Source organism: Streptomyces sp. NBC_01454 (assembly GCF_036227565.1).
Lineage (GTDB): Bacteria > Actinomycetota > Actinomycetes > Streptomycetales > Streptomycetaceae > Streptomyces.
In genome coordinates this window covers 3566569-3585440 of sequence record NZ_CP109460.1, presented here as the reverse complement: position 1 = coordinate 3585440, position 18872 = coordinate 3566569, and the positions used below count along the sequence as shown (strand labels likewise).

25 protein-coding genes are annotated in these 18872 nt (G+C 70.3%); 17 read left to right on the top strand and 8 right to left on the bottom strand.

All coding sequences use genetic code 11. The annotated features are described in order from the left end of the window. The first annotated feature begins 154 nt into the window (after window positions 1-154). Complete coding sequence (locus OIU81_RS15715) at window positions 155-1336, top strand: acyltransferase family protein (protein WP_329148187.1); 1182 nt, start codon at window positions 155-157, stop codon at window positions 1334-1336. 105 nt (window positions 1337-1441) lie between these two features. Here OIU81_RS15715 and OIU81_RS15710 read toward each other — a convergent pair whose 3' ends face one another. Both OIU81_RS15710 and OIU81_RS15705 read right to left on the bottom strand, forming a co-directional pair. Next, window positions 1442-1933: a RidA family protein gene (locus OIU81_RS15710; RefSeq protein ID WP_329148185.1), complete on the bottom strand. Its 492-nt coding sequence runs from the start codon at window positions 1931-1933 to the stop codon at window positions 1442-1444. Between the two features lie 27 nt (window positions 1934-1960). Beyond that, complete coding sequence (locus OIU81_RS15705) at window positions 1961-2368, bottom strand: hypothetical protein (protein ID WP_329148183.1); 408 nt, start codon at window positions 2366-2368, stop codon at window positions 1961-1963. Window positions 2369-2623: 255 nt separating this feature from the next. Here OIU81_RS15705 and OIU81_RS15700 point away from each other — a divergent pair, with 255 nt between their 5' ends. After that, complete coding sequence (locus OIU81_RS15700) at window positions 2624-3283, top strand: TetR/AcrR family transcriptional regulator (protein ID WP_329148181.1); 660 nt, start codon at window positions 2624-2626, stop codon at window positions 3281-3283. 34 nt (window positions 3284-3317) lie between these two features. Here OIU81_RS15700 and OIU81_RS15695 read toward each other — a convergent pair whose 3' ends face one another. After that, on the bottom strand, window positions 3318-4310 hold the full coding sequence (locus OIU81_RS15695; RefSeq protein WP_329148179.1) for an alpha/beta hydrolase: 993 nt from the start codon (window positions 4308-4310) through the stop codon (window positions 3318-3320). A 113-nt stretch (window positions 4311-4423) separates the two neighbouring features. Continuing rightward, window positions 4424-6106: a bifunctional 3'-5' exonuclease/DNA polymerase gene (locus OIU81_RS15690; protein ID WP_329148178.1), complete on the bottom strand. Its 1683-nt coding sequence runs from the start codon at window positions 6104-6106 to the stop codon at window positions 4424-4426. A 489-nt stretch (window positions 6107-6595) separates the two neighbouring features. On the opposite strand from OIU81_RS15690, the gene OIU81_RS15685 reads away from it, so the two are divergent. The 8 genes from OIU81_RS15685 to OIU81_RS15650 all read left to right on the top strand — a co-directional run bounded on the left by OIU81_RS15685 (window position 6596) and on the right by OIU81_RS15650 (window position 12021). Beyond that, window positions 6596-6841: a chaplin gene (locus OIU81_RS15685; RefSeq protein ID WP_329148176.1), complete on the top strand. Its 246-nt coding sequence runs from the start codon at window positions 6596-6598 to the stop codon at window positions 6839-6841. Window positions 6842-7085: 244 nt separating this feature from the next. Continuing rightward, window positions 7086-7493 (top strand): rodlin, encoded by a 408-nt coding sequence (locus OIU81_RS15680; protein ID WP_329148174.1) that lies wholly within the window; start codon window positions 7086-7088, stop codon window positions 7491-7493. Between the two features lie 365 nt (window positions 7494-7858). Then, the gene (locus OIU81_RS15675; protein WP_329148172.1) at window positions 7859-8092 is read left to right on the top strand and encodes a chaplin; all 234 of its coding nucleotides are present in this window, start codon (window positions 7859-7861) and stop codon (window positions 8090-8092) included. A gap of 313 nt (window positions 8093-8405) precedes the next feature. Further along, window positions 8406-8651 carry a hypothetical protein gene (locus tag OIU81_RS15670; protein WP_443074886.1) on the top strand — a complete coding sequence of 82 codons (246 nt, stop codon included), beginning with the start codon at window positions 8406-8408 and terminating at the stop codon, window positions 8649-8651. A gap of 331 nt (window positions 8652-8982) precedes the next feature. Further along, window positions 8983-9390, top strand: a complete 408-nt coding sequence (locus OIU81_RS15665; RefSeq protein WP_329148168.1) for a rodlin — start codon at window positions 8983-8985, stop codon at window positions 9388-9390. A gap of 455 nt (window positions 9391-9845) precedes the next feature. Further along, window positions 9846-10250 (top strand): rodlin, encoded by a 405-nt coding sequence (locus OIU81_RS15660; RefSeq protein ID WP_329148167.1) that lies wholly within the window; start codon window positions 9846-9848, stop codon window positions 10248-10250. Between the two features lie 145 nt (window positions 10251-10395). Continuing rightward, complete coding sequence (locus OIU81_RS15655; RefSeq protein WP_329148165.1) at window positions 10396-11004, top strand: chaplin; 609 nt, start codon at window positions 10396-10398, stop codon at window positions 11002-11004. A 171-nt stretch (window positions 11005-11175) separates the two neighbouring features. Further along, window positions 11176-12021, top strand: a complete 846-nt coding sequence (locus tag OIU81_RS15650) for a nitrilase-related carbon-nitrogen hydrolase (protein ID WP_329148163.1) — start codon at window positions 11176-11178, stop codon at window positions 12019-12021. Between the two features lie 21 nt (window positions 12022-12042). Here the strand turns inward: OIU81_RS15650 and tatA are convergent, their stop codons facing one another. The 3 genes from tatA to rpmB form a co-directional block, all read right to left on the bottom strand. Beyond that, window positions 12043-12240, bottom strand: a complete 198-nt coding sequence (tatA, locus tag OIU81_RS15645) for a Sec-independent protein translocase subunit TatA (RefSeq protein WP_329148161.1) — start codon at window positions 12238-12240, stop codon at window positions 12043-12045. 109 nt (window positions 12241-12349) lie between these two features. Beyond that, entirely contained in the window at window positions 12350-12655 is a 306-nt protein-coding gene (gene rpsN / locus OIU81_RS15640; protein ID WP_329148159.1) for a 30S ribosomal protein S14, read from the bottom strand. Further along, window positions 12655-12891 (bottom strand): 50S ribosomal protein L28, encoded by a 237-nt coding sequence (gene rpmB / locus OIU81_RS15635; protein ID WP_329148158.1) that lies wholly within the window; start codon window positions 12889-12891, stop codon window positions 12655-12657. The genes rpsN and rpmB overlap by 1 nt, the downstream gene beginning before the upstream one ends. Window positions 12892-12964: 73 nt before the next feature. Here rpmB and rpmG point away from each other — a divergent pair, with 73 nt between their 5' ends. The 5 genes from rpmG (at window position 12965) to OIU81_RS15610 (ending at window position 15461) form a co-directional block, all read left to right on the top strand. Further along, window positions 12965-13129 (top strand): 50S ribosomal protein L33, encoded by a 165-nt coding sequence (gene rpmG, locus OIU81_RS15630; protein ID WP_006604069.1) that lies wholly within the window; start codon window positions 12965-12967, stop codon window positions 13127-13129. Window positions 13130-13134: 5 nt separating this feature from the next. Further along, window positions 13135-13386, top strand: coding sequence for a type B 50S ribosomal protein L31 (locus tag OIU81_RS15625; RefSeq protein ID WP_329148155.1), 252 nt, complete (start codon window positions 13135-13137; stop codon window positions 13384-13386). Continuing rightward, window positions 13386-14534, top strand: coding sequence for a CobW family GTP-binding protein (locus tag OIU81_RS15620; protein WP_329148153.1), 1149 nt, complete (start codon window positions 13386-13388; stop codon window positions 14532-14534). Before OIU81_RS15625 ends, OIU81_RS15620 begins: the two co-directional genes overlap by 1 nt. A gap of 52 nt (window positions 14535-14586) precedes the next feature. After that, the gene (rpsR, locus tag OIU81_RS15615; protein WP_329148152.1) at window positions 14587-14850 is read left to right on the top strand and encodes a 30S ribosomal protein S18; all 264 of its coding nucleotides are present in this window, start codon (window positions 14587-14589) and stop codon (window positions 14848-14850) included. Between the two features lie 371 nt (window positions 14851-15221). Next, window positions 15222-15461 (top strand): DUF397 domain-containing protein, encoded by a 240-nt coding sequence (locus OIU81_RS15610; protein ID WP_329148150.1) that lies wholly within the window; start codon window positions 15222-15224, stop codon window positions 15459-15461. A gap of 78 nt (window positions 15462-15539) precedes the next feature. Here the strand turns inward: OIU81_RS15610 and OIU81_RS15605 are convergent, their stop codons facing one another. Beyond that, window positions 15540-16022, bottom strand: coding sequence for an ATP-binding protein (locus tag OIU81_RS15605; protein WP_329148148.1), 483 nt, complete (start codon window positions 16020-16022; stop codon window positions 15540-15542). Window positions 16023-16336: 314 nt separating this feature from the next. Between OIU81_RS15605 and OIU81_RS15600 the strand changes: the two genes are divergently transcribed. Both OIU81_RS15600 and OIU81_RS15595 read left to right on the top strand, forming a co-directional pair. After that, a complete protein-coding gene (locus OIU81_RS15600) occupies window positions 16337-17200 on the top strand; it encodes a helix-turn-helix domain-containing protein (RefSeq protein WP_329148146.1) in 864 nt (287 codons plus the stop codon). A gap of 84 nt (window positions 17201-17284) precedes the next feature. Beyond that, complete coding sequence (locus tag OIU81_RS15595) at window positions 17285-18742, top strand: aldehyde dehydrogenase family protein (protein WP_329148144.1); 1458 nt, start codon at window positions 17285-17287, stop codon at window positions 18740-18742. Window positions 18743-18872 lie beyond the last annotated feature (130 nt).

Here is an 18872-nt window from a genome sequence, read left to right as displayed (position 1 = left end):
CCCTGGGATCCTTTCGGGAGGCTCCTTGACGAACGACTTTCCGGCGTACGGCGAACGGCGGGTTCCCCTGCCCCCGCCACGTCATATGCCACAGGAAACGCTGACGCGTACGGGTGCCGCGGCGTCGTCGCACGCCGCAGGTGCGACGGCGACCATGGCACCCGTCGCGACGAGTTCCGCCACGGCGACGGTGGACCGGCCGCTCGCCGATCCCCCTGCCGCGGGCGGCACTTCACCGGCCCGGCCCCAGCACCGTGCCGGGGGACGGGGCGGCAGCCGCGCCAAGAGCGCGGCCACGGGCGAGGCCAAGGCGAAGCCGCGGGACGCCTTTTTCGACAATGCGAAGTATCTGGCCATCGTGCTGGTGGCGATGGGGCACTCCTGGGAGCCGCTGCGTGACGGCAGCCGGTCCGCGGCGGCGCTCTACATCACCGTCTATGCCTTTCATATGCCGGCCTTCATCATCATCTCCGGCTATTTCTCGCGCAGTTTCGATATGCGCAAGGACCGCCTGCAGCGGCTGATTACCGGCGTCGCCGTTCCCTACATCCTCTTCGAAGTCGCCTACACGCTCTTCAAGAGGTGGGCGGATGACGACCCGGGTTATCCGATCAGTCTCACGGACCCCTGGTATTTGACCTGGTTCCTGCTCGCGCTGTTCATCTGGCGCCTGACCACCCCGCTGTGGAAGATCGTGCGCTGGCCGGTCCCGCTGGCGCTGGCCATCGCCGTGCTCGCGTCCGTCTCCCCGGACATCGGCGACGACCTGGACCTCCAGCGGGTGCTGCAGTTCCTGCCGTTCTTCGTGATCGGGCTGTCGCTGCGGCCGGAGCACTTCAAGCTGGTACGCCGCAAGAAGGCGCGAATTCTGGCCGTTCCGGTCTTCGCCACCGCGCTGGTCTTCGCCTACTGGGCGGCGCCGCGGATGAACGCCGCATGGTTCTACCACCGCGACGCCGCGCAGGAACTCGCCGCCCCGTGGTGGAGCGGCGCGGTGATGACGCTGGCGATGTTCGGCTGCTCGCTGGTGCTCGTGGCCTGCTTCTTCGCCTGGATCCCGGGCCGCACGATGTGGTGCACGGCGCTGGGCTCGGGCACCCTGTACGGCTACCTGCTGCACGGCTTCCTGGCCAAGGGGTCGCGCTTTTGGAACTGGTACGACACCCCGTGGGTGCACACGCCCTGGGGCGCCGTACTGCTGACGCTCATCGCGGGCAGCGTCATCACGGTGCTGTGCACACCACCCGTGCAGCGGATCTTCCGGTTCGCCATGGAGCCCAAGATGACCTGGGCGTTCACGAAGGACCCGGTGGGGATGGCCCGCAGCCGCAACTGAGCGGAGCGGACACGGCCCGCACACCTCAGGGCGCTCGTTCCACCGGAGGACCGGTGGGGCGGGCGCCTCTGGTGTGTGCGGGGCGGGGCGGGAGATGCGCCGCCGCTACCGGACGACGGCGATGCCCTCGATCTCGACCAGTGCCGCCTCGTCCCACAATCGGGTGGTCCCGATCACCGCCATCGCCGGATAGTCGCCGCCGACCAGCCGCTTCCACACCAGGCCGAGATCGCGGGCATGCCGGCGGTAGTCGGCGACATCGACGGCGAAGACGGTGAGTTTGGCGAGGTCGGACGGCCCGGCGCCGGCCGCCGCCGCGACGTCCAGGAGATTGGTCAGCGCCCGCTCGAACTGCTCGACGACGCCGTCTCCGACGATCCGGCCCGATCCGTCGAGCGCGGTCTGCCCGGCGAGGAAGACCATGGTGCCCGAGGCGGCGCGCACGCCATGGCTGAAGCCGGCCGGCGGCGCGAGATGCGGTGGATTGATGCGCTCCAGCCCGTCGCGCGGGGCGTCCGCGCCCCTGCCGTGTACGCCGTTCTCGCCTTGTGCGGCGTGCTCGCCGTTCTCGCCGTTCTCGCCGTTCTCGGTCGTCATCCCTGCTCCCGCGCTCGTCCCGGCCGTTCACGCATGCGGGGGGTTCGCTCCCCCCAGGGATTCAAGCGCCTCCAGCTCCTGGCCGTCCAGCGTTCCCCGCGCACCGTAGGGCCGGAAACGAAGGAACGCCGCCTCGTGGTGGAACGGATTCGCCCGGTGCTCCCCGACGACTTCCTTGTGCTCGGGCCGGGCGGCACCGTAGGCGTAGTGGCGCATCGCCGAGGCGCTCCGCCAGAGGGAGAAGGTGCCGACGAAGCGGGGCGGTCTGGCCACGGCGACCGAGGCGACCAGGGAGGGATCGGCCGCGGCCCGGCCGCCGGCCCGGGAGTTGGCGCGCAGGAACGGCAGCGCGCGACGCAGCCGCAACTGCCCCAGGGTGAGCACGGCGACCGGCCCGTCCTCCTCGCCCCGAGCGGCATCGGGGTCGATCTCCACCGGCAGCGGAGGCCAGGAACCGGAAATGCGGAGCGGCCGCAACCGCACCTGCCAGCCGCCGGCCAGCCGTCGCGCCGGCGGATCCTGGGCGAGGAAGCGGTCGAGCGCGGCGTCGTCCTCCCAGGAGGCGAGCAGGGTGGCCCGGCCGGGGCGCAGCCGGGGCGGGCCGGCGGCGATGAGGCCGGTGAGCGCGGTCTGGGCCCTGGCGACCCGAAACGCCAGCCGGAATGAGCCAGATCGCAGGGGCGGGAGCGTATGGGCGAGATCGACCGGAGCCGCGCCGCGCGCGCCGAGGCCAGGACGCGTATCGAGGACGCCGCGGCCCGGCTGTTCGCGGAGCGCGGCTTCGCGGGCACGACCATCGGGGAGATCGCGGCCGCGGCGGGCCTGAGCAAGCCGATGCTCTACCGCCACTTCGACTCCAAACAGGAGCTGCACCTCGCCCTGCTGGAGCGGCACCGCGACGAGCTGGCCGCCGCCCCGATCGGTGAACTCCTGCACGGCGAGGGCGAGCTGGACACCCGGCTGGTGGCGATGTACGACGCCTGGTTCGCGCATGTGCAGAGCCATCCGTACACCTGGCGCATGATGTTCCGGGACACCACCGGGGACGCCGAGGTGCAGGCCTTCCACCAGGAGCTGCAGCGCAGACAGCGGGAGACGGACATGGCGCTGCTGCGCGAGTTCGTACCCGGCATCCCCGAGGCCGAACTGGAGCCGCTCGGCGAGGCGATCCGCAGTTCGCTGTACGGCCTCGCCCTGTGGTGGCTGGAGCGCCCCGACCACCCGCGCGAGCCCCTGGTCGCCGCGATGGTGCGACTCACCCGTGGCCTGATCTCCACGGTCGGTCACCCGGGCGGCACGAGCCCGGGCGGCACGAGTCAGGGCGACCGGGCGCCTGACCAGGCGCCCTGACCGGACGCCCTGACCGGACGCCTGACCGGGCGTCTCAGTCCGCCGCCGGATACAACGCCGCCCGCAGATGCCCCGTCCAGTGGGCCGTCCTCTCCCGCGCGAGCCGCGTCCGTGGTGCGTACAGCTCGAAGCCGTGCCAGGCTCCGGGCACATTGCGGACCGTGACCTGCACCCCTGCGTCCATCAGGCGCCGGGCGTATGCCAGCCCCGCGTCCCGCAGCGGATCGAGATCGCAGACCAGGACATAGGCCGGCGGCAGCCCCGTGAGGTCCTCGGCGCGGGCCGCCGCTGCGTAGGAGTCCGCCGCCGTCCCCTCGGGCAGATAGTGCTGCCACGACAGACGGATCGTGCGGAGGCTGTTGACCCACGGGCTCGGCACGTTCTCGCCATCCGCCGGGAGTGGTTCCCCGGCGACGCGGTCATCGAGGTCCGGTACGCACATCGACTGGTAGGCGAGAGACGGTCCGCCGCCGTCGCGGGACATCAGGGCCACGGCGGCGCTCAGCCCGCCGCCCGCGGAGTTCCCGGTGAGGGCGATCCGCTCGGGGTCGATGCCGAGTCCGGCCGCCTGCCCCGCGGTCCACTCCAGCGCGCGATAGCAGTCCTCCACACCCGCCGGATAGCGGTGCTCGGGCGCGAGACGGTATTCGACGGAGACGACTACGGCGGGCAGCCCACGGCAGAGATCGATGGCCGTCTTGTCCTGTCCCGGCAAGGCACGGCCGATGGCGTACCCGCCGCCGTGGAAATGGAGCACGGCGGGCAGCGCGCCGCCGGCACCGGTGCCCTCGTTCTCCTCGGCACCCTCGGGACGGTAGACCTCGACGGTCAGGGTGCTGCCGTCCTCCCGCGGGATGTCGTACCGCCGGCTGCACACCCCGGTGCGGTCGGCCGGGGTCGCGGCCAGCAGCTCCCGGAACCGCGCACGGGTCGCCTTGATGTCCTGGTAGGGATCGGAGTACGGCGGCAAGCCCTCCAGATACGGGGCGAGTTCAGGATGGACGGCTCTTCCCGGCGGGAAGGGCACAGGGGCCTCCGGTGATCGCGTAGGGGCCCTGCATTCTGCTCGCACAGCACCCTTCTCACCACCACCGACACCCTCCCCGCCCTCACCGACTCCCTCCCCGCCGGCGCCCCCGGTCACTTCGCGTCGGCATAGCACTCCACCACCGCCGTGGTGAACGGAAAGCGGACGGGGGTGTCCCCGAAGGCGATCCGCCCCGCCGCCGCGGCCGCCGCGGCGATCGCCTCGGACACGGTCGCCGCCTCCTCGGCGGGGCAGTGCACGATCACCTCGTCGTGCTGGAAGAAGACCAGCTCGGCGCGGAGTCCGCCCTCCGCCAGCGCCCGGCGCAGCGCCGCCAGCATCAGCAACGCCCAGTCGGCGGCGCTGCCCTGGACGACGAAGTTACGGGTGAACCGGCCGCGGGCCCGCGCGGCGGCCGAGCCGCCGGCGTACCCCACCGCCTGGTCGTCCTCCTGGGGCAGCCCCGCCTCGTCCGGCGGCGTCACGGACACCGGCGGGCAGGTGCGTCCCATCCAGGTGCGCACCAGCCGGCCCTCCTCGCCCGCGCGTGCCGCCTCGTCCACATACGCCACCGCGGCCGGATAGCGGCGGCGCAGATCGGCCATGTGCTTGAGGGCATCGCCGGAGGTCTGGCCGTAAATGGCACCCAGCAGGGCGAGTTTGGCCCGGTCGCGGTCGCCGCCGAACGCCCGGGCCGCCAGATCCGCGTACAGATCCTCGCCGCTGCCGGCCACCTCCATCAGGCCCCGGTCGCGGGAGACGGCCGCCAGTACCCGGGGCTCCATCTGGTCGGCGTCGGCGACCACCAGACGCCACCCCGGATCGGCACGCACGGCCTGCCGGATCACCTTGGGGATCTGGAGCGCGCCGCCGCCATTGGTGGTCCACCGGCCGGAGACCGTGCCGCCGGGCAGATATTCGGGGCGGAAGCGGCCGTCGTGCACCCACTGCTGGAGCCACGCCCAGCCATGGGCGGTATGCAGACGGTAGAGCGTCTTGTACGCCAACAGCGGTGCCACCGCGGGGTGGTCGATCCGCTGGAGTTCCCATTTGCGGGTCGAGGTGAGGGCAATCCCGGCGCGGGCGAAGGCCCTGATGATCTCCTGGGGCAGATCCGGGCGCACCCGCGCGCCCGTGCCGAACGCTTGGGACACCTCTTCCGCCAGCTCCGCCATCCGCCGTGGCTCCAGCCCGCCCGGATAGCGCTCGCCCAGCAGCCGGGCGAGCAGGTCACGGTGCACATCCGCCCGCCAGGGCACCCCGAACCGCCCCATTTCCGAGGCCACCAGCATGCCCGCGGACTCGGAGGCGAGCAGCAGCCGCATCCGATCGGGATGCTTCGCCTTCTCCGTACGCGCCACCTGGCCGGCATAGACCTCCAGCAGCGCGGCGAGCTCGTCCGTGCCGGGCGGCAGCGGCACCGGACCCGGCTCGAACAGGGACGGCTGGGTCTGCGCCGTACGGGCGGGCCCGTCCTGCGGAACGGGCAGGCCGTGCAGCCGCGCCCAGGCAGCGGCCAGGGAACGCGGCTGCCCGTACTGCCCCTCCTCATGGCCGATCAGCAGCGCCTCCGCGGCCTCCACGTCGTAGCAGCGCTCGACCCGCACTCCCGCCGCCAGCAGCGGCCGGTAGATCTCCGCGGTGGACCGCCACACCCACCGCTCGACCTCGGGACGGCTGCGCACGGCCTCGGCGAGCGAGGGCTCCTCCAGCACCGGCCCCGCGGCCCGTCCGTCCTGGGCGAGCGGGCAGAGACGAGCACCCCCGTCGCCCGTCTCCACCACCGCCCATCTCATGCCCCTGAGTCTCGCACCGGGGTCTGACAACGGCCCTGGTGTCGGCCCTGACCAGCGCGGACGACAGGCGCCGGGAACGGGCCGGGGGCAGCCCCTGGCACAGCCGCCCGCGGCGGGCCCAGCACCTGCTCAGCAGCCACCGTCATGCGGCCGTGCGGCGATGCGGCCGTGCGGCGATGCGGCCGTGCGGCGATGCGGCCGTGCGGCGATACGGCCGTGCGGCGATACGGGCTTGCGACGATGAGGCCGCGACGCCACGAGGCCACGACGCCACGAGGGGCACGAATGCCCCCACAACTGCCGCATGGTGAACGGTGATTGGCGCAAGCTGCCATGACGAGGAAATCGATGGCACCGAATTCCTGCGGCTCAGGCTCACGTATTCACCCGAATGAAGCGCTACTTTCCCCCTGTTGATGCGTTGAGCAGCTTGTCGCTCAAAGCGGCGCATCATCGATATCTGCTTGCTGCTCAGTGAAGAGGTTCACCGTGAAGTTTGTCTCCAAGGCCGCTGTCCTGTCCGCCGCCGCGGGCATTGCCGTTGTGAGCGGGGCCGGTGTGGCCAGCGCCTACGGCGGCGCCGGCGCTGCGGGCGTCACCCAGAACTCGCCCGGCGTTATCTCCGGAAACCTCATTCAGGTCCCGGTCGACCTGCCGCTCAACGTCTGTGGCAACACCATCAACGTCGTCGCGCTGCTGAACCCGGCTTTCGGCAACACCTGCGTCAACCTCTGACCACCATACGGTGCTTGAGGCCCGGCCCTTGCCCGGGCGGGGCCTCTCGGCGGCAAAGGCCGGTACGCATTCCGTACCGGCCTTTCGTATGCCCAAAGGCCCCGGCAGCGCAACGTGGCTCAGCGTCAATGATATGTGTCTATTGGTTTCGTGGCATTCGGGTGAAACGGCGAAACCGCTCCCTCGGAAGCGAGTTGACCAGGGCGCTCCGGATACGGGCACTCCGCTTCGAGAAGGGTAAATCGTGATCAAGAAGGTCCTGGCCACGACGGCTGTAGCCGCGTCCGTCGTCGGAATCTCGGCGACGGCCGCCCCGCAGGCCATGGCGATCGGGAACCAAAACGGCACGTCCACGGTCAACGGGAACGGCGCCAAGAGCGCGTTCGGCAACTCCACCACCGTGGGCCGGATGAGCCCGCAGCTGGAGCTCATCCAGGGCTCGCTGAACAAGCCCTGCCTTGCTCTGGGCAAGGTGGACGCCCAGGTCTTGGCAGGTGCGGCCCCGATTGCGCTGCAGGACATCAATGTGCTGTCCAGCTCGCAGAACCAGCAGTGCACCGAGAACTCGACTCAGGCAAAGGGCGACGACCCGCTGTCGCACATCCTCAGCGACATCCCGATCCTGTCGGGCAACGGCGTCGGCAACCGCTGAGCCGGCCATCGGTCGCAGGCCTGGACCGCCGGCTCTCATTTCCAGAGCGGCCCGGGGCCTGCGATACCCCGTTACGAACCGTAAGGACGGAATTTCTCGATCCTCCTTTCGGTAGGAATTCGTATTCGGCGGATGCCTCGTCTGTTCGAACTCCGGTGTTTTTTCCGCGTCGTATGCGCGGTGGCAATCTCTCGAAACGGTTGTGCACCCTTCGGGCGATTCCTCCGAAAACCTCCGGGCAAGAGTTTCGTCCACGAGGGGAAATCGTTACCAATATCGGCAGCGGCGTTACGGGCGAGCAACACAGCGCCCGAGCGACACGACGGTCGTGTGCGCTACGGACCCGCTGCAAGGAAGGGCAGAAAGTGAAGTACGCAAAGGTCGCAGCAATCACTGCCGGCACGATCATGGCGGTGGGCTCGGCAGCGCCGGCGTTCGCCGACGCGGGGGCCGCAGGGGGCGCCAAGAACTCCCCCGGAGTCATCTCCGGCAACGCCATCCAGGTTCCGGTTCACATCCCGATCAACCTGTGCGGCAACACCGTCAACATCGTCGCTCTGCTGAACCCGGCGTTCGGCAACACTTGCCTGAACCACTGACTCGAAGGAATTCGAGCCGTTTCGATGTGACCCGGCCCCGGTGCACGGTCCCCTGTGCACCGGGGCCGGTTGCCCTTCATCTCCAAATGGGCACCTGCACAACCCTCCAACTTTCGGGCGGATTGGCCGAGAAGGGCGGAACTTCAGGGTTTCCCCGGACGAAGGCACTCGTTAATCATGCTGAAAGCGGTGATCCGAGCAGCGAAGTGATTGCTCACGTGGCGCTGATGTCGCGGCACCGTCAAGCACCGCCCGAGAAGGGACAGTTGAAGTGAAGTACGCAAAGTCTGCTGCGGTTGTCGCCGGTTCCGTTATGGCACTGGGCGTCGCCGCGCCCGCTTTCGCCGCCCAGCCCGGCGCTCCGACCATGAGCCTCAATGGCGGGCTGTCCGACGCCCTGAGCAACAAGCAGCTGGACGGCCACCAGCTCACTCCGCTGATCAATACGGTCAAGGCCGCGGAGGGCAAGGTCAGGTCGACCAACGCGAAGAAGCTGCTCCGTGGCGTTACCGGGACGGCAAAGAAGACTCCGCTGCTCGGTGGGCTGCCGCTCAAGTAATTCCGGGACGGGTGGCGTTGACCGTCGGAGGGCGGCCCTCGGAGCTGCCCGGCCCAGAGCGGCGACGGGTGTGGACTTCCCGGCTCCGCCGCCGCGGCAGGTGAGTTCGATGACATCGAGATTTCGCGGTACGTGGCTGCGGATTGAGGTGCCCGGCGCCGCGCCACGGCTCGGCCGTTTCTCATTCCGAGCGCAGGTGCCCGGTCGCGAAGCCGAGCGGCGAAAACGGCTCGGGGCGCAGCTGTTTGAGTGAATGAGAACAACCAAAATCATCCTTGTGAGTTGGGCATATTGCCCGGCCCAAGGGCATCCCGAAACACGAAGGACCAAAATGATCAAGAAGGTTCTGGCGACCGCGGCCGCGGCTGCTTCCATTGTCGGTGTGGCCGCCGCTGCCGCCCCCGATGCGATGGCGATCGGTAACCAGCACGGGCCGTCTACCGTCAACGGCAACGGCGCTACGCAGTTCTACGGGAATTCGACCACGTATGGTTACATGAGCCCGCAGATCGGCCTGATCCAGGGCTCGCTGAACAAGCCCTGCATCGCCGTGGGCAAGGTGCCCGTCCAGGCCCTCGCAGGTGCGGCCGCGATTGGGCTGCAGGACATCAATGTGCTGTCCAGCGCGCAGAACCAGCAGTGCACCGAGAACTCGACTCAGGCAAAGGGCGACGACCCGCTGTCGCACGTGCTGGACAACATTCCGATCCTCTCCGGCAACGGCGCCCACAACCACTGACCGGCCGCGTACGACCCGGGCCGCCCGGTCCTCCTTCTTCCGGGCGGCCCGGGTTTCCGCTGTCCGGCTCCCGAGTGGAAATGTTATTCGCTCGTGACTGAACTCCGGTGAGCCGGATCGTTAGGAATGGTGTGTGGAGGGAAGCTGCCAATGCCCTTGTGGGATTGATGGGGCTGCCAGGGCATTGGCATGCCGTCCGAAACTGAGCAGGGCCTGCGAATCCTTCCATCGGTATCGCAGGCCCTGTGGCATGCAAAGGGAATTGACGTACCGGCTCGACAAGTCGCATTGTCGGTACGCGAATTGGGGCATTTCCGGCCGCCGCAGCGACGATGATGTCTTTGCGGGAGATTCGTGCCAGCTATTCGGGTGATGGTGCAGAACTCAAGCCGGTATGGCGGGTTGTTCAAACAGGGCTCCCGTGTCGGGAGTTCCTTCTCCTGAAGGGTTTCGTGATGAACAAGATGATCGCGGGCGCGGCTGCGGCGGCGTCGTTGGTCGGCATTTCTGCCATGGCCGCTCCGCAGGCCATGGCGATCGGTGACCAGCATGGCACCAGGACGGTCAACGGAAACGGGGCGGCGTCGGTCTACGGCAACTCCACCACGCGCGGCGACCTGAGCACGCAGCTCGGGCTCGTCCAGGGCTCGCTGAACCAGCCGTGCCTCGGTCTGGGCAAGCTGGATCTCCAAATCCTCGCCGGCGCGGTGCCGATTGCGGCGCAGGACGTCAATGTGCTGTCCAGCGCGCAGAACCAGCAGTGCACCGAGAACTCGTCGCAGGTCAAGGGCGACGATCCGCTGTCGCACCTCGTCGACGACATTCCGATCCTCTCCGGGAACGGTGTCGGCAACGGCTGACGACCAACGGTCGGGACATTTCCACCGCTTGTGTCTCCGGGCGGTCGGCGCCGCGTATGCGCTGCCGGCCGCCCGGTCGTGCGAGCGGCACGGGGGAGCGGCGGGCGGCGGTCCGTGCGCCATGACTGCGGAGGAAGGACGAGAGATGCGACAGAGCCTTAAGGCGTGCATGTTCGTGGTGGCGGCGTCCGGTGTGCTCGGCGCGAGCTGCGGCACGGCGTACGCGGATGCCGGCGCCGGGGGGAGCACCACGAACTCTCCCGGGGTGCTGTCCGGGAACAGCATCCAGGTGACCGTGGACACCCCGGTCAATGCGTGTGGCAATTCGGTGGACGCGGGCGCGGCGCTCAACCCGGCGATGGGCAACTCGTGCGGGAACGGTGCGCCGGGCGTTCGGCAACCGCTCTCGGGGCGGCGGTCTCCGGGGGTCCAGAGGGCACCGCGGACGGCGGAAGCCCCGGGGGTGCACCGGACGGCCCCCGAGCCGGCGGAGCGCGCCGAGCCGGCGCGGCGCCCGGGTACGGAACGGGCCGAGCGCCCTGGCCCGGCGCCGGTGGAGCATGCCTCCCGGCCCGCCGGGCACCCTGCACGGGAGGCGCATGTGGACGCCGTATCGCGGGCCAGGGAGTCGGCGGACACCCCGCTGCTGGCGTCCACCGGCGTGGACGAGCTGGCGGCGGTCGCCGCGGCGGGCGGCGGCCTGCTGGCGGGCGGGGTGCTGCTGCTGCGCAGGAACCGACCGCGCCGCGGGTGAGCGCCGGCGGCCGGGCCGGGCGCATCCGGCCGCCCGGCCCGGGCCGCCGGGGCCGCGCACCCCGCCCACGCGGGCCGGACACGTCAGCGAGGCCGAGCCGTGCCGCGTCCGGCCGCCTCTGGCAAAATAGGGATGAAGGCCGCAAAAGCGATCGGTCGATGAGGTGGGGACATGCTCATTGCGCTGGCGCAGACGGACTGCGTGCTCGGTGACGTGGAGGCGAACCTCGACATCGCCCGTGCGCAGATCGAGCAGTCGGCGGCGCAGGGCGCGGATCTCGTGATCTTTCCCGAACTGAGCTTGCACGGCTACCACTTGGGCGTGCTGCCACGCGATGCATCCATCGAGGCGAACGATCCGAGGCTGCTGGAACTCAGCACCCTCGGCCCCGATGTGCTGGTCGGGTTCCACGAGCACACCAGCCTGCGGGCGTACAACACCGCGGGCCACTACGCGGACGGTGCGCTGCTGCACGCCCACCGCAAGCTGTATCTCCCCAACTACCTGGCCTGGGAGGAGCGCAAGCACGTCAGCCCGGGGCAGTCACTGCGCGCCTACGACCTGACGAAGTCCAGGAGCGGCGGCCGGGGCGCGACGCTGGTGTGCAATGACGCCTGGCAGCCCGCGCTGCCGTGGCTGGCGGTGCAGGACGGCGCCGAGGTGCTGTTCGTGCCGACCAACAGCGCGGCGAGCCTGGATCCGGAGGCGATGGACACCGGCCTGTACTGGGACACCCTGCTGTCCTATACGGCGAAGATGCTGCAGTGCTGGGTGGTCTTCGTCAACCGGGTGGGCAATGAGCACGGCGCGGCGTTCTGGGGCGGCTCGCGGGTGGTCGACCCGCGGGGCGCGGTGGTGGCGCAGGCGCCCAAGTGGGAGCCCGCGCTGGTCACCATCGAGGTCGATCTCTCCGAGGCGCGGCGCCAGCGCCGGGCGGTGCCGCTGGTCGCCGAGGCCCGGCTGGGTCTGATCGACCGCGAGGTGCGGCGGCTGATCGACGAGGGCGGCGACCACTGAGGCCGGCCGCCCGGTCCGTCGTCAGTGACCGCCCGCGGACCCCTGGCGGGGCGCCTCGGCGGGCCCGTCGTCCTTGAGGGCCTTTGCCTCGGACTTGAGGATGCGCATCGAGCGGCCGAGCCCGCGCGCCATGTCGGGGAGCTTCTGGGAACCGAAGAGCAGCACGAGCACCGCGAGGACCACGATCAGGTGCCAGGGCTCGAAGGCGTTGCGGAGCATGGGCGCGCTCGCTTTCATCAGGGCCGGGGGACGTTCTGTCCAGTATTACCCGAACGGTCGGGCCGCCCGGTGCAGGGGTCGCCCCCGGCGCCGGGCGGCCGGACCGCGGCTACCAGCTGGACTTGCGGACGCCCGGCAGGTGGCCCGCGTGCGCCTGCTCGCGCAGCCGTACGCGGGACAGGCCGAAGGTCCGGAAATAGCCGCGCGGGCGGCCGTCGACGGCGTCGCGGTTGCGTACCCGGGTGGCGCTGGCGTCCCGCGGCTGGCGGGACAGCTCGCGGCGGGCGGCGGTGCGCTCCTCCTCGGGGGTGTGCGGACTGCGCAGGACGGACTTGAGGACGGCGCGGCGGGCCGCGTAGCGGGCCACCGTCGCGCGGCGCTTCGCGTCCTTTGCGATCTTGCTCTGCTTGGCCATCAGACCTTCTCCCCCCGGGCGCGGATGCGGGCGACGGCCGCCTCGATCCCGATGACGTCGACGGTCTTGAGGCCCTTGGCGCTCAGGGTGAGCCGGATGTGCCGGCCCTCGCTCGGCAGCCAGTAGCGCTTGCGCTGGATGTTGGGGTCGAAGCGGCGCGGGGTGCGGCGGTGGGAGTGGGAGACGGCATTGCCGAAGCCCGGCGTGCGGCCGGTCAGCTGGCAGTGGGCGGACACGGTGCGGTCCTTCCGGTCGGAGCCCCCGGTGCGAGGCTATTGAAAATGGAAACCATTTCCGTATACTACCCACATGGCTCGCAACGAACTACGCCCGGTCGTCAAGCTCCGGTCCACCGCCGGCACGGGCTACACCTACGTCACCCGCAAGAACCGCCGTAACGACCCCGACCGCCTGGAACTGCGCAAGTACGACCCGGTGGCCGGCCGTCACGTCGCTTTCCGAGAGGAGCGCTGAGCACCGTGCAGACCGCACTCCACCCCGCCTACGGGCCCGTCGTCTTCCGCGACCGGGCCGCCGATGTCGCCTTCCTGACCAGGTCGACCGCCACCAGTGACAAGACCGTCGAGTGGGCGGACGGCCACACCTATCCCGTCATCGACGTCGAGATCTCCTCGGCGAGCCACCCCTTCTACACCGGCGCCGCCCGGGTGCTGGACACCGCGGGCCGCGTCGAGCGGTTCGAGCGTCGGTACGGCAAGCGGGCCCGCTGATGGAGCGGCTCGACGTCGTGCTGCTCGGCGGTCTGCACGCGGACGCGCGGCGGGCCGCCGTCGAGCGGCTGCTGCGCTCGGTGCCCGGCAGCGTCGCCCTCCACCACGACCTGGCCTCGGCCGCCGAGGGCACCGTGCGGCGCACCGTCCGCGATGCCGGCGGCACGCTCGACACCGCCGATGTACCGCTGGTCAACGACTGCGCCTGCTGTGCGCTGCGCGAGGACCTGGTGCCCGAGCTGGAGCGGCTGGCCGCCGGCCGGACCTGCCGGCTGGCGGTCGTCGAACTGTGGGACTCGGTCGAGCCCAAGGCCATGGCCGAGGTGATCACCTCCTGCGGCAGTGAGAACCTCGCGCTGACCGGCGTGATCACCGCCGTCGACCCGGCCCTGCTGCTGGCGTGCCTCGGCTGCGGCGACGACCTCACCGAGGCGGGCCTGGCGGCCGCGGCCTCCGACCAGCGCACGGTCGCCGACACCTGGGCGCGGCAGCTGGAGTACGCCCCGGTGCTGGCGATCGCGGCGGGGGAGGAGGAGGCGGAGCCGGCCGACCTCGCGCTGCTCGCCCAGCTGCACCCGATGGCCCTCCAGGTGCCCGTCGCGTCGGGGGAGTTGGCGGCCGCGGCGACGGCCGGCTTCGATGTGGCGGCGGCCGCGGCGCGGCAGCACCCGGCCTGTGCGCTGCTGCCCCAGGAGGCCGACGCGGACGGCGTCGGCACCCTCGTCTGGCGGCACACCCGCCCCTTCCACCCCGGCCGGCTCTACACCGCGCTGGAGGATCTGACCTGCGCCGCCGCCCGCAGCAGGGGCCGGTTCTGGCTGGCCGACCGCCCGGACACGCTGCTGTCCTGGGACGCGGCCGGCGGTGCGCTGTGCGTGGAGAACGCCGGGCCGTGGCTGGCCGCGCTGCCGGACGCGGCCTGGGAGTTGGTGCCGCCGATGCGGCGGGCCGCGGCCGCGCTGGACTGGCATCCCGAGCACGGCGACCGCACCCAGCACCTGGTCTTCACCTCGCCCGGCCTGGACCGCGAGGGCCTGCGCTCCCTGCTGGACTCGTGTCTGCTCACCGACGCCGAGTACGCGGGCGGCCCGCCGTCCTGGAAGAGCCTGCCGCCCGCCTTCGACGCACTGCTCGACCCCGTTTCGTAACGGCGGCCGCGTCCCCCTGTGACGGCCGCCCCGCACGCACAAGGAAGTTCTCATGCCCCGTCGGCACGACCCGCGCCGCACGCCCACCCCGCGCCGCAACCCGCTGGATGCGGCGGGCGTCACGTACATCGATTACAAGGACACCGATCTGCTGCGCAAGTTCCTCTCGGACCGCGGCAAAATCCTCCCCCAGCCTTCGGCCGGGAGGTGCCCCCATCGCCGGATCACCAGGGTCAGCGCCCAGCAGCAGCGGCAGCTGGCCCGGGCGATCAGGAACGCCCGGGAGATGGCGCTGCTGCCGTATCCGTCACGGTGAGGGTGGCCCCCGGGGGAAGGGTCCGGGCCCGCCGACGGCAGCGCCGGCCGGAGGATCGCCCGGGCCCTGGAACCCCGGGGCCGTGGCACACGTCTCTTCCCTGTCCGTGAGGGCTTCGGGCCCGGTGATCCGTATCAGGTACCGGCGCAGTACCGCGCAGTACCGGCGCACCGTGCCATGACCCGGCCGGTGGCGGGTGGCCTGCGGCCGGTGGCCTGCGGGCGGTCGTGGGGGAGCGGCTCGGGGTGGTGCTCGACGAGCTGTGACGGGCTCGGCACCGGCTGTCGTGCACGTGCATCTGCGCATGCATCCGCATGAGAACGCGGCTATGCTCCGGGGCAGTTGACACCATTTATCACTGGGAGACCCCTGTGCCCCACGCATACAACGGCATGGCCGCCACGGATCTCCATGAGGTGGCGTGGCAGAAGAGCAGGCACAGCAACTCCCAGGGTTCCTGTGTGGAGTTCGCCAAGCTGCCCGGGGGTGACATCGCCGTCCGCAACTCCCGCTTCCCGGACGGCCCCGCGCTCATCTACACGCCGGCCGAGGTCCAGGCGATGCTGCTGGGCATCAAGGACGGGGAGTTCGACCACCTCGTACGGGACTGAGTGCCCGCGCGGCGCAAGGGCCGCGGGCACACGACAACCGGGCGCCCGCCCATGACGTGCGCCCGGTGTGCGTAGCGGCTACGGCAGCCGGAAGAGCGCCCACACGATCTTGCCGTGGGAGGCCCCGGCCAGCGGGTGCCAGCCCCAGCTGTCGCTGAAGGAGTCCACCAGATACAGCCCGCGTCCCGACTCCGCGGCAAAGTCCGCCTCGCCGGCCACCGGGGAGTCGTCGCTCGGGTCCCGTACGGCGCAGACCAGCCGGGTGGACCAGCGCATCAGATGCAGCCGGGCCGGCGGGGTGGCGTCGTGGTGCTCCGGGGCGGCGAGGACCGCGTGCCGCAGGGCGTTGGTGACGAGTTCGGAGACCACCAGGGCGACCGAGTCGAAGAGGTCGTCGAGATCCCAGCCCCGCAGGGTCTCGCGGGTGAACGCCCGTGCGCTGCGCACCGATTCATAGCGCGGCGGGAGCGTGCGGGACGCGGATCCGGAGACGGCCAGGGGGTCGACGGGAGGGAAGCCCTGCCATAACGGCTCGAGCATGGTCAAAACCTTGGTCCCCATGCGAGGCACTCCTGGCGTTCGCGGACGTCATGACCCTGGCCGGTCAGCCGGATCTGGCGGATCTTTCACGAGCGTGCATGCGTGCGACGCCCATGGTTCCCAATGTGCGAGACAGATGCAAGGGCAGATGCACGTGCACGTGCCGTGATTGCGGGGGCACGCACCGGTTCGAGGGGAATTCTTCCCCGTGGTTTGTGTGGAGGGCTTGCGGGGGCCTCACACATCCGTAACCGGATGAGCACTCAACGAAGCCCGAACGTGGCAGACTTGCGGCCCTCTGTTGGACGGGGTGGGGTCACAGGAGGGTCTGAGAGGTGTCCGCAAGTGAGTCGAGCGGGTCGGTGGTGCGGCGGATCCTGCTCGGGTCGCAGCTCCGCCGGCTGCGTGAGTCGCGCGGGATAACCCGCGAGGCGGCCGGCTACTCGATCCGTGCGTCCGAATCGAAGATCAGCCGCATGGAGTTGGGCCGCGTGAGCTTCAAGGCACGTGATGTGGAGGATCTGCTCACCCTGTACGGGGTCGGCGACGTGCAGGAGCGGGAGGCGCTGCTGTCCCTGGCACGGGAAGCGAATGTGGCGGGCTGGTGGCACAGTTACACCGATGTGCTGCCCGGCTGGTTCCAGACGTATGTCGGTCTGGAAGGCGCCACCTCGCTGCTCCGGGTCTACGAAGTCCAGTTCGTGCACGGGCTGTTGCAGACGGAGAACTACGCCCAGGCGGTCGTCAGACGCGGCATGCCGGACGCCGGTCCGGCGGAGATCGAGCGCCGCGTCGCGCTGCGCATGGAGCGCCAGAAGCTGCTGGTGGCCGAGCGGTCGGCGCAGTTCCATTGTGTGCTGGACGAGGCGGCGCTGCGGCGCCCGTACGGCGAACGCGCGGTGATGCGTGAGCAGATGAGGCATCTGATCGAGGTGTCCGAGCGCCCCAATGTGCGGCTGCAGGTGATGCCGTTCAGTCTGGGCGGGCACGCGGGCGAGAGCGGCGCCTTCACCATGCTCGGCTTCCAGGAGTCGGGACTGCCGGACGTGGTGTATCTGGAGCAGCTGACGAGCGCCCTCTATGTGGACAAGCCCGAAGAGGTGGCGCAGTACGGGCGGGTGATGGACCGCCTCCAGGAAGAGGGGCCGAATCCGGCCGAGACCCGGGACCTGCTGCGTGGGCTGCTCCAACTGATGTGACGCGTCGGTAGGATGGCGTGCCATCAGGAGTCAGCACCCCCCAATGCGGCGCCCTGAGCGCCCTGTTCTCCAGATCGGGATAGCATGTCCTACTTCGACGAGTTGGCGTATCAGTTCATCGACGGTGAGTGGCGCTCGGGCAGCGGCTCGTGGGACATCGTCGACTTCAATCCTTATAACGGCGAGAAGCTGACCTCCATACCCGTGGCCACGGTCGAGGAGATCGACCAGGCCTACCGCGCGGCCGAGCGCGCCCAGCGGGCGTGGGGCGACACCAATCCGTACAGCCGCCGGCTGGTCTTCGAGCGTGCGCTGCGGATCATCGACGACCGTGAGGCGGAGCTGGCCGAGGCGATCGCCGCCGAGGTCGGCGGCACCCGCGCCAAGGTGGGCTTCGAGCTGCATCTGGCCAGGGAGTTCCTGCGCGAGGCGGTGCAGCTGGCGCTGCGCGCCGAGGGCCGCATCCTCCCCTCGCCGATCGACGGCAAGGAGAACCGCCTCTACCGGCTCCCGGTCGGGGTCGTCAGTGTCATCAGCCCGTTCAATTTCCCGTTCCTGCTGTCGATCAAGTCTGTCGCGCCGGCCCTCGCGCTCGGCAACGCCGTCGTCCTCAAGCCGCACCAGAACACCCCGGTCTGCGGTGGCGGGCTGGTCGCCAGGATCTTCGAGGAGGCCGGGCTGCCGGCGGGCGTGCTCAATGTCGTCGTCACCGACATCGCCGAGATCGGCGATGCGCTCCTCGAGCACCCGGTGCCCAAGACCATCTCCTTCACCGGCTCCGAGAAGGTCGGCCGGCATGTCGCGACGGTCGCCGCGGCGCACTTCAAGCACTCCGTGCTGGAGCTGGGCGGCAACAGCGCGCTGGTCGTCCTCGACGACGCCGATGTCGACTACGCGGTCGACGCCGCGGTCTTCAGCCGCTTCGTCCACCAGGGGCAGGTCTGCATGGCCGCCAACCGGGTGCTGGTGGACCGCGCCGTGGAGCGGGAGTTCACCGAGAAGTTCGTGGCCAAGGTCCGCACCCTGAAGGTGGGCGACCCCACCGACCCGCAGACCCATATCGGGCCGCTGATCAACGAGGGCCAGGCCGAGGCCGTCACCTCGCTGGTGGACCGCGCCGTCGCGGACGGTGCCTCGGCGCTGCTCCACGGCGAGACCCGGGGCACGCTGGTCGCGCCGAGCGTGCTGAGCGGGCTGCCGGCGGACTCCCCGCTGCTCCAGCAGGAGATCTTCGGCCCCGTGGTGCTGCTGGTGCCGTTCGAGGGTGACGAGGAGGCGGTGCGGCTCACCAACGCGACGCCGTACGGGCTCAGCGGCGCCGTGCACACCGGTGACATCGAGCGCGGGGTGCGGTTCGCCAAGCGGATCGAGACCGGGATGTTCCACGTCAACGACGCCACGGTGCACGACGAGCCGATCGTGCCGTTCGGCGGCGCGAAGAGCTCCGGTGTGGGGCGGCTGAACGGCGACGCGATGGTGGAGGCGTTCACCACCACCAAGTGGATCTCCATCCAGCACGGGCGGTCCCGGTTCCCGTTCTGAGCGGAGGGTCCGCGGTGATCGGCGGAGGGTCCGCGGCGATCGCTTGCGGGTTGAGGACAGAAGCTGACCGCAAGGGCTCCTACTGTGAGTGAGGTCGAAAGGCGGACGGCGAAACGGCCGGCCGCCGGGG

What these genes read in the sequence shown, in the direction of transcription:
- OIU81_RS15715 (WP_329148187.1), top strand. Translation starts at nt 155, where the DNA reads ATGGCACCCGTCGCGACGAGTTCCGCCACGGCGACGGTGGACCGGCCG.
- OIU81_RS15710 (WP_329148185.1), bottom strand. Translation starts at nt 1,933, where the DNA reads ATGACGACCGAGAACGGCGAGAACGGCGAGAACGGCGAGCACGCCGCA.
- OIU81_RS15700 (WP_329148181.1), top strand. Translation starts at nt 2,624, where the DNA reads ATGGGCGAGATCGACCGGAGCCGCGCCGCGCGCGCCGAGGCCAGGACG.
- OIU81_RS15690 (WP_329148178.1), bottom strand. Translation starts at nt 6,106, where the DNA reads ATGAGATGGGCGGTGGTGGAGACGGGCGACGGGGGTGCTCGTCTCTGC.
- OIU81_RS15670 (WP_443074886.1), top strand. Translation starts at nt 8,406, where the DNA reads ATGGCACTGGGCGTCGCCGCGCCCGCTTTCGCCGCCCAGCCCGGCGCT.
- OIU81_RS15665 (WP_329148168.1), top strand. Translation starts at nt 8,983, where the DNA reads ATGATCAAGAAGGTTCTGGCGACCGCGGCCGCGGCTGCTTCCATTGTC.
- OIU81_RS15660 (WP_329148167.1), top strand. Translation starts at nt 9,846, where the DNA reads ATGAACAAGATGATCGCGGGCGCGGCTGCGGCGGCGTCGTTGGTCGGC.
- OIU81_RS15655 (WP_329148165.1), top strand. Translation starts at nt 10,396, where the DNA reads ATGCGACAGAGCCTTAAGGCGTGCATGTTCGTGGTGGCGGCGTCCGGT.
- OIU81_RS15650 (WP_329148163.1), top strand. Translation starts at nt 11,176, where the DNA reads ATGCTCATTGCGCTGGCGCAGACGGACTGCGTGCTCGGTGACGTGGAG.
- tatA (WP_329148161.1), bottom strand. Translation starts at nt 12,240, where the DNA reads ATGCTCCGCAACGCCTTCGAGCCCTGGCACCTGATCGTGGTCCTCGCG.
- rpsN (WP_329148159.1), bottom strand. Translation starts at nt 12,655, where the DNA reads ATGGCCAAGCAGAGCAAGATCGCAAAGGACGCGAAGCGCCGCGCGACG.
- rpmG (WP_006604069.1), top strand. Translation starts at nt 12,965, where the DNA reads ATGGCTCGCAACGAACTACGCCCGGTCGTCAAGCTCCGGTCCACCGCC.
- OIU81_RS15620 (WP_329148153.1), top strand. Translation starts at nt 13,386, where the DNA reads ATGGAGCGGCTCGACGTCGTGCTGCTCGGCGGTCTGCACGCGGACGCG.
- rpsR (WP_329148152.1), top strand. Translation starts at nt 14,587, where the DNA reads ATGCCCCGTCGGCACGACCCGCGCCGCACGCCCACCCCGCGCCGCAAC.
- OIU81_RS15605 (WP_329148148.1), bottom strand. Translation starts at nt 16,022, where the DNA reads ATGGGGACCAAGGTTTTGACCATGCTCGAGCCGTTATGGCAGGGCTTC.
- OIU81_RS15595 (WP_329148144.1), top strand. Translation starts at nt 17,285, where the DNA reads ATGTCCTACTTCGACGAGTTGGCGTATCAGTTCATCGACGGTGAGTGG.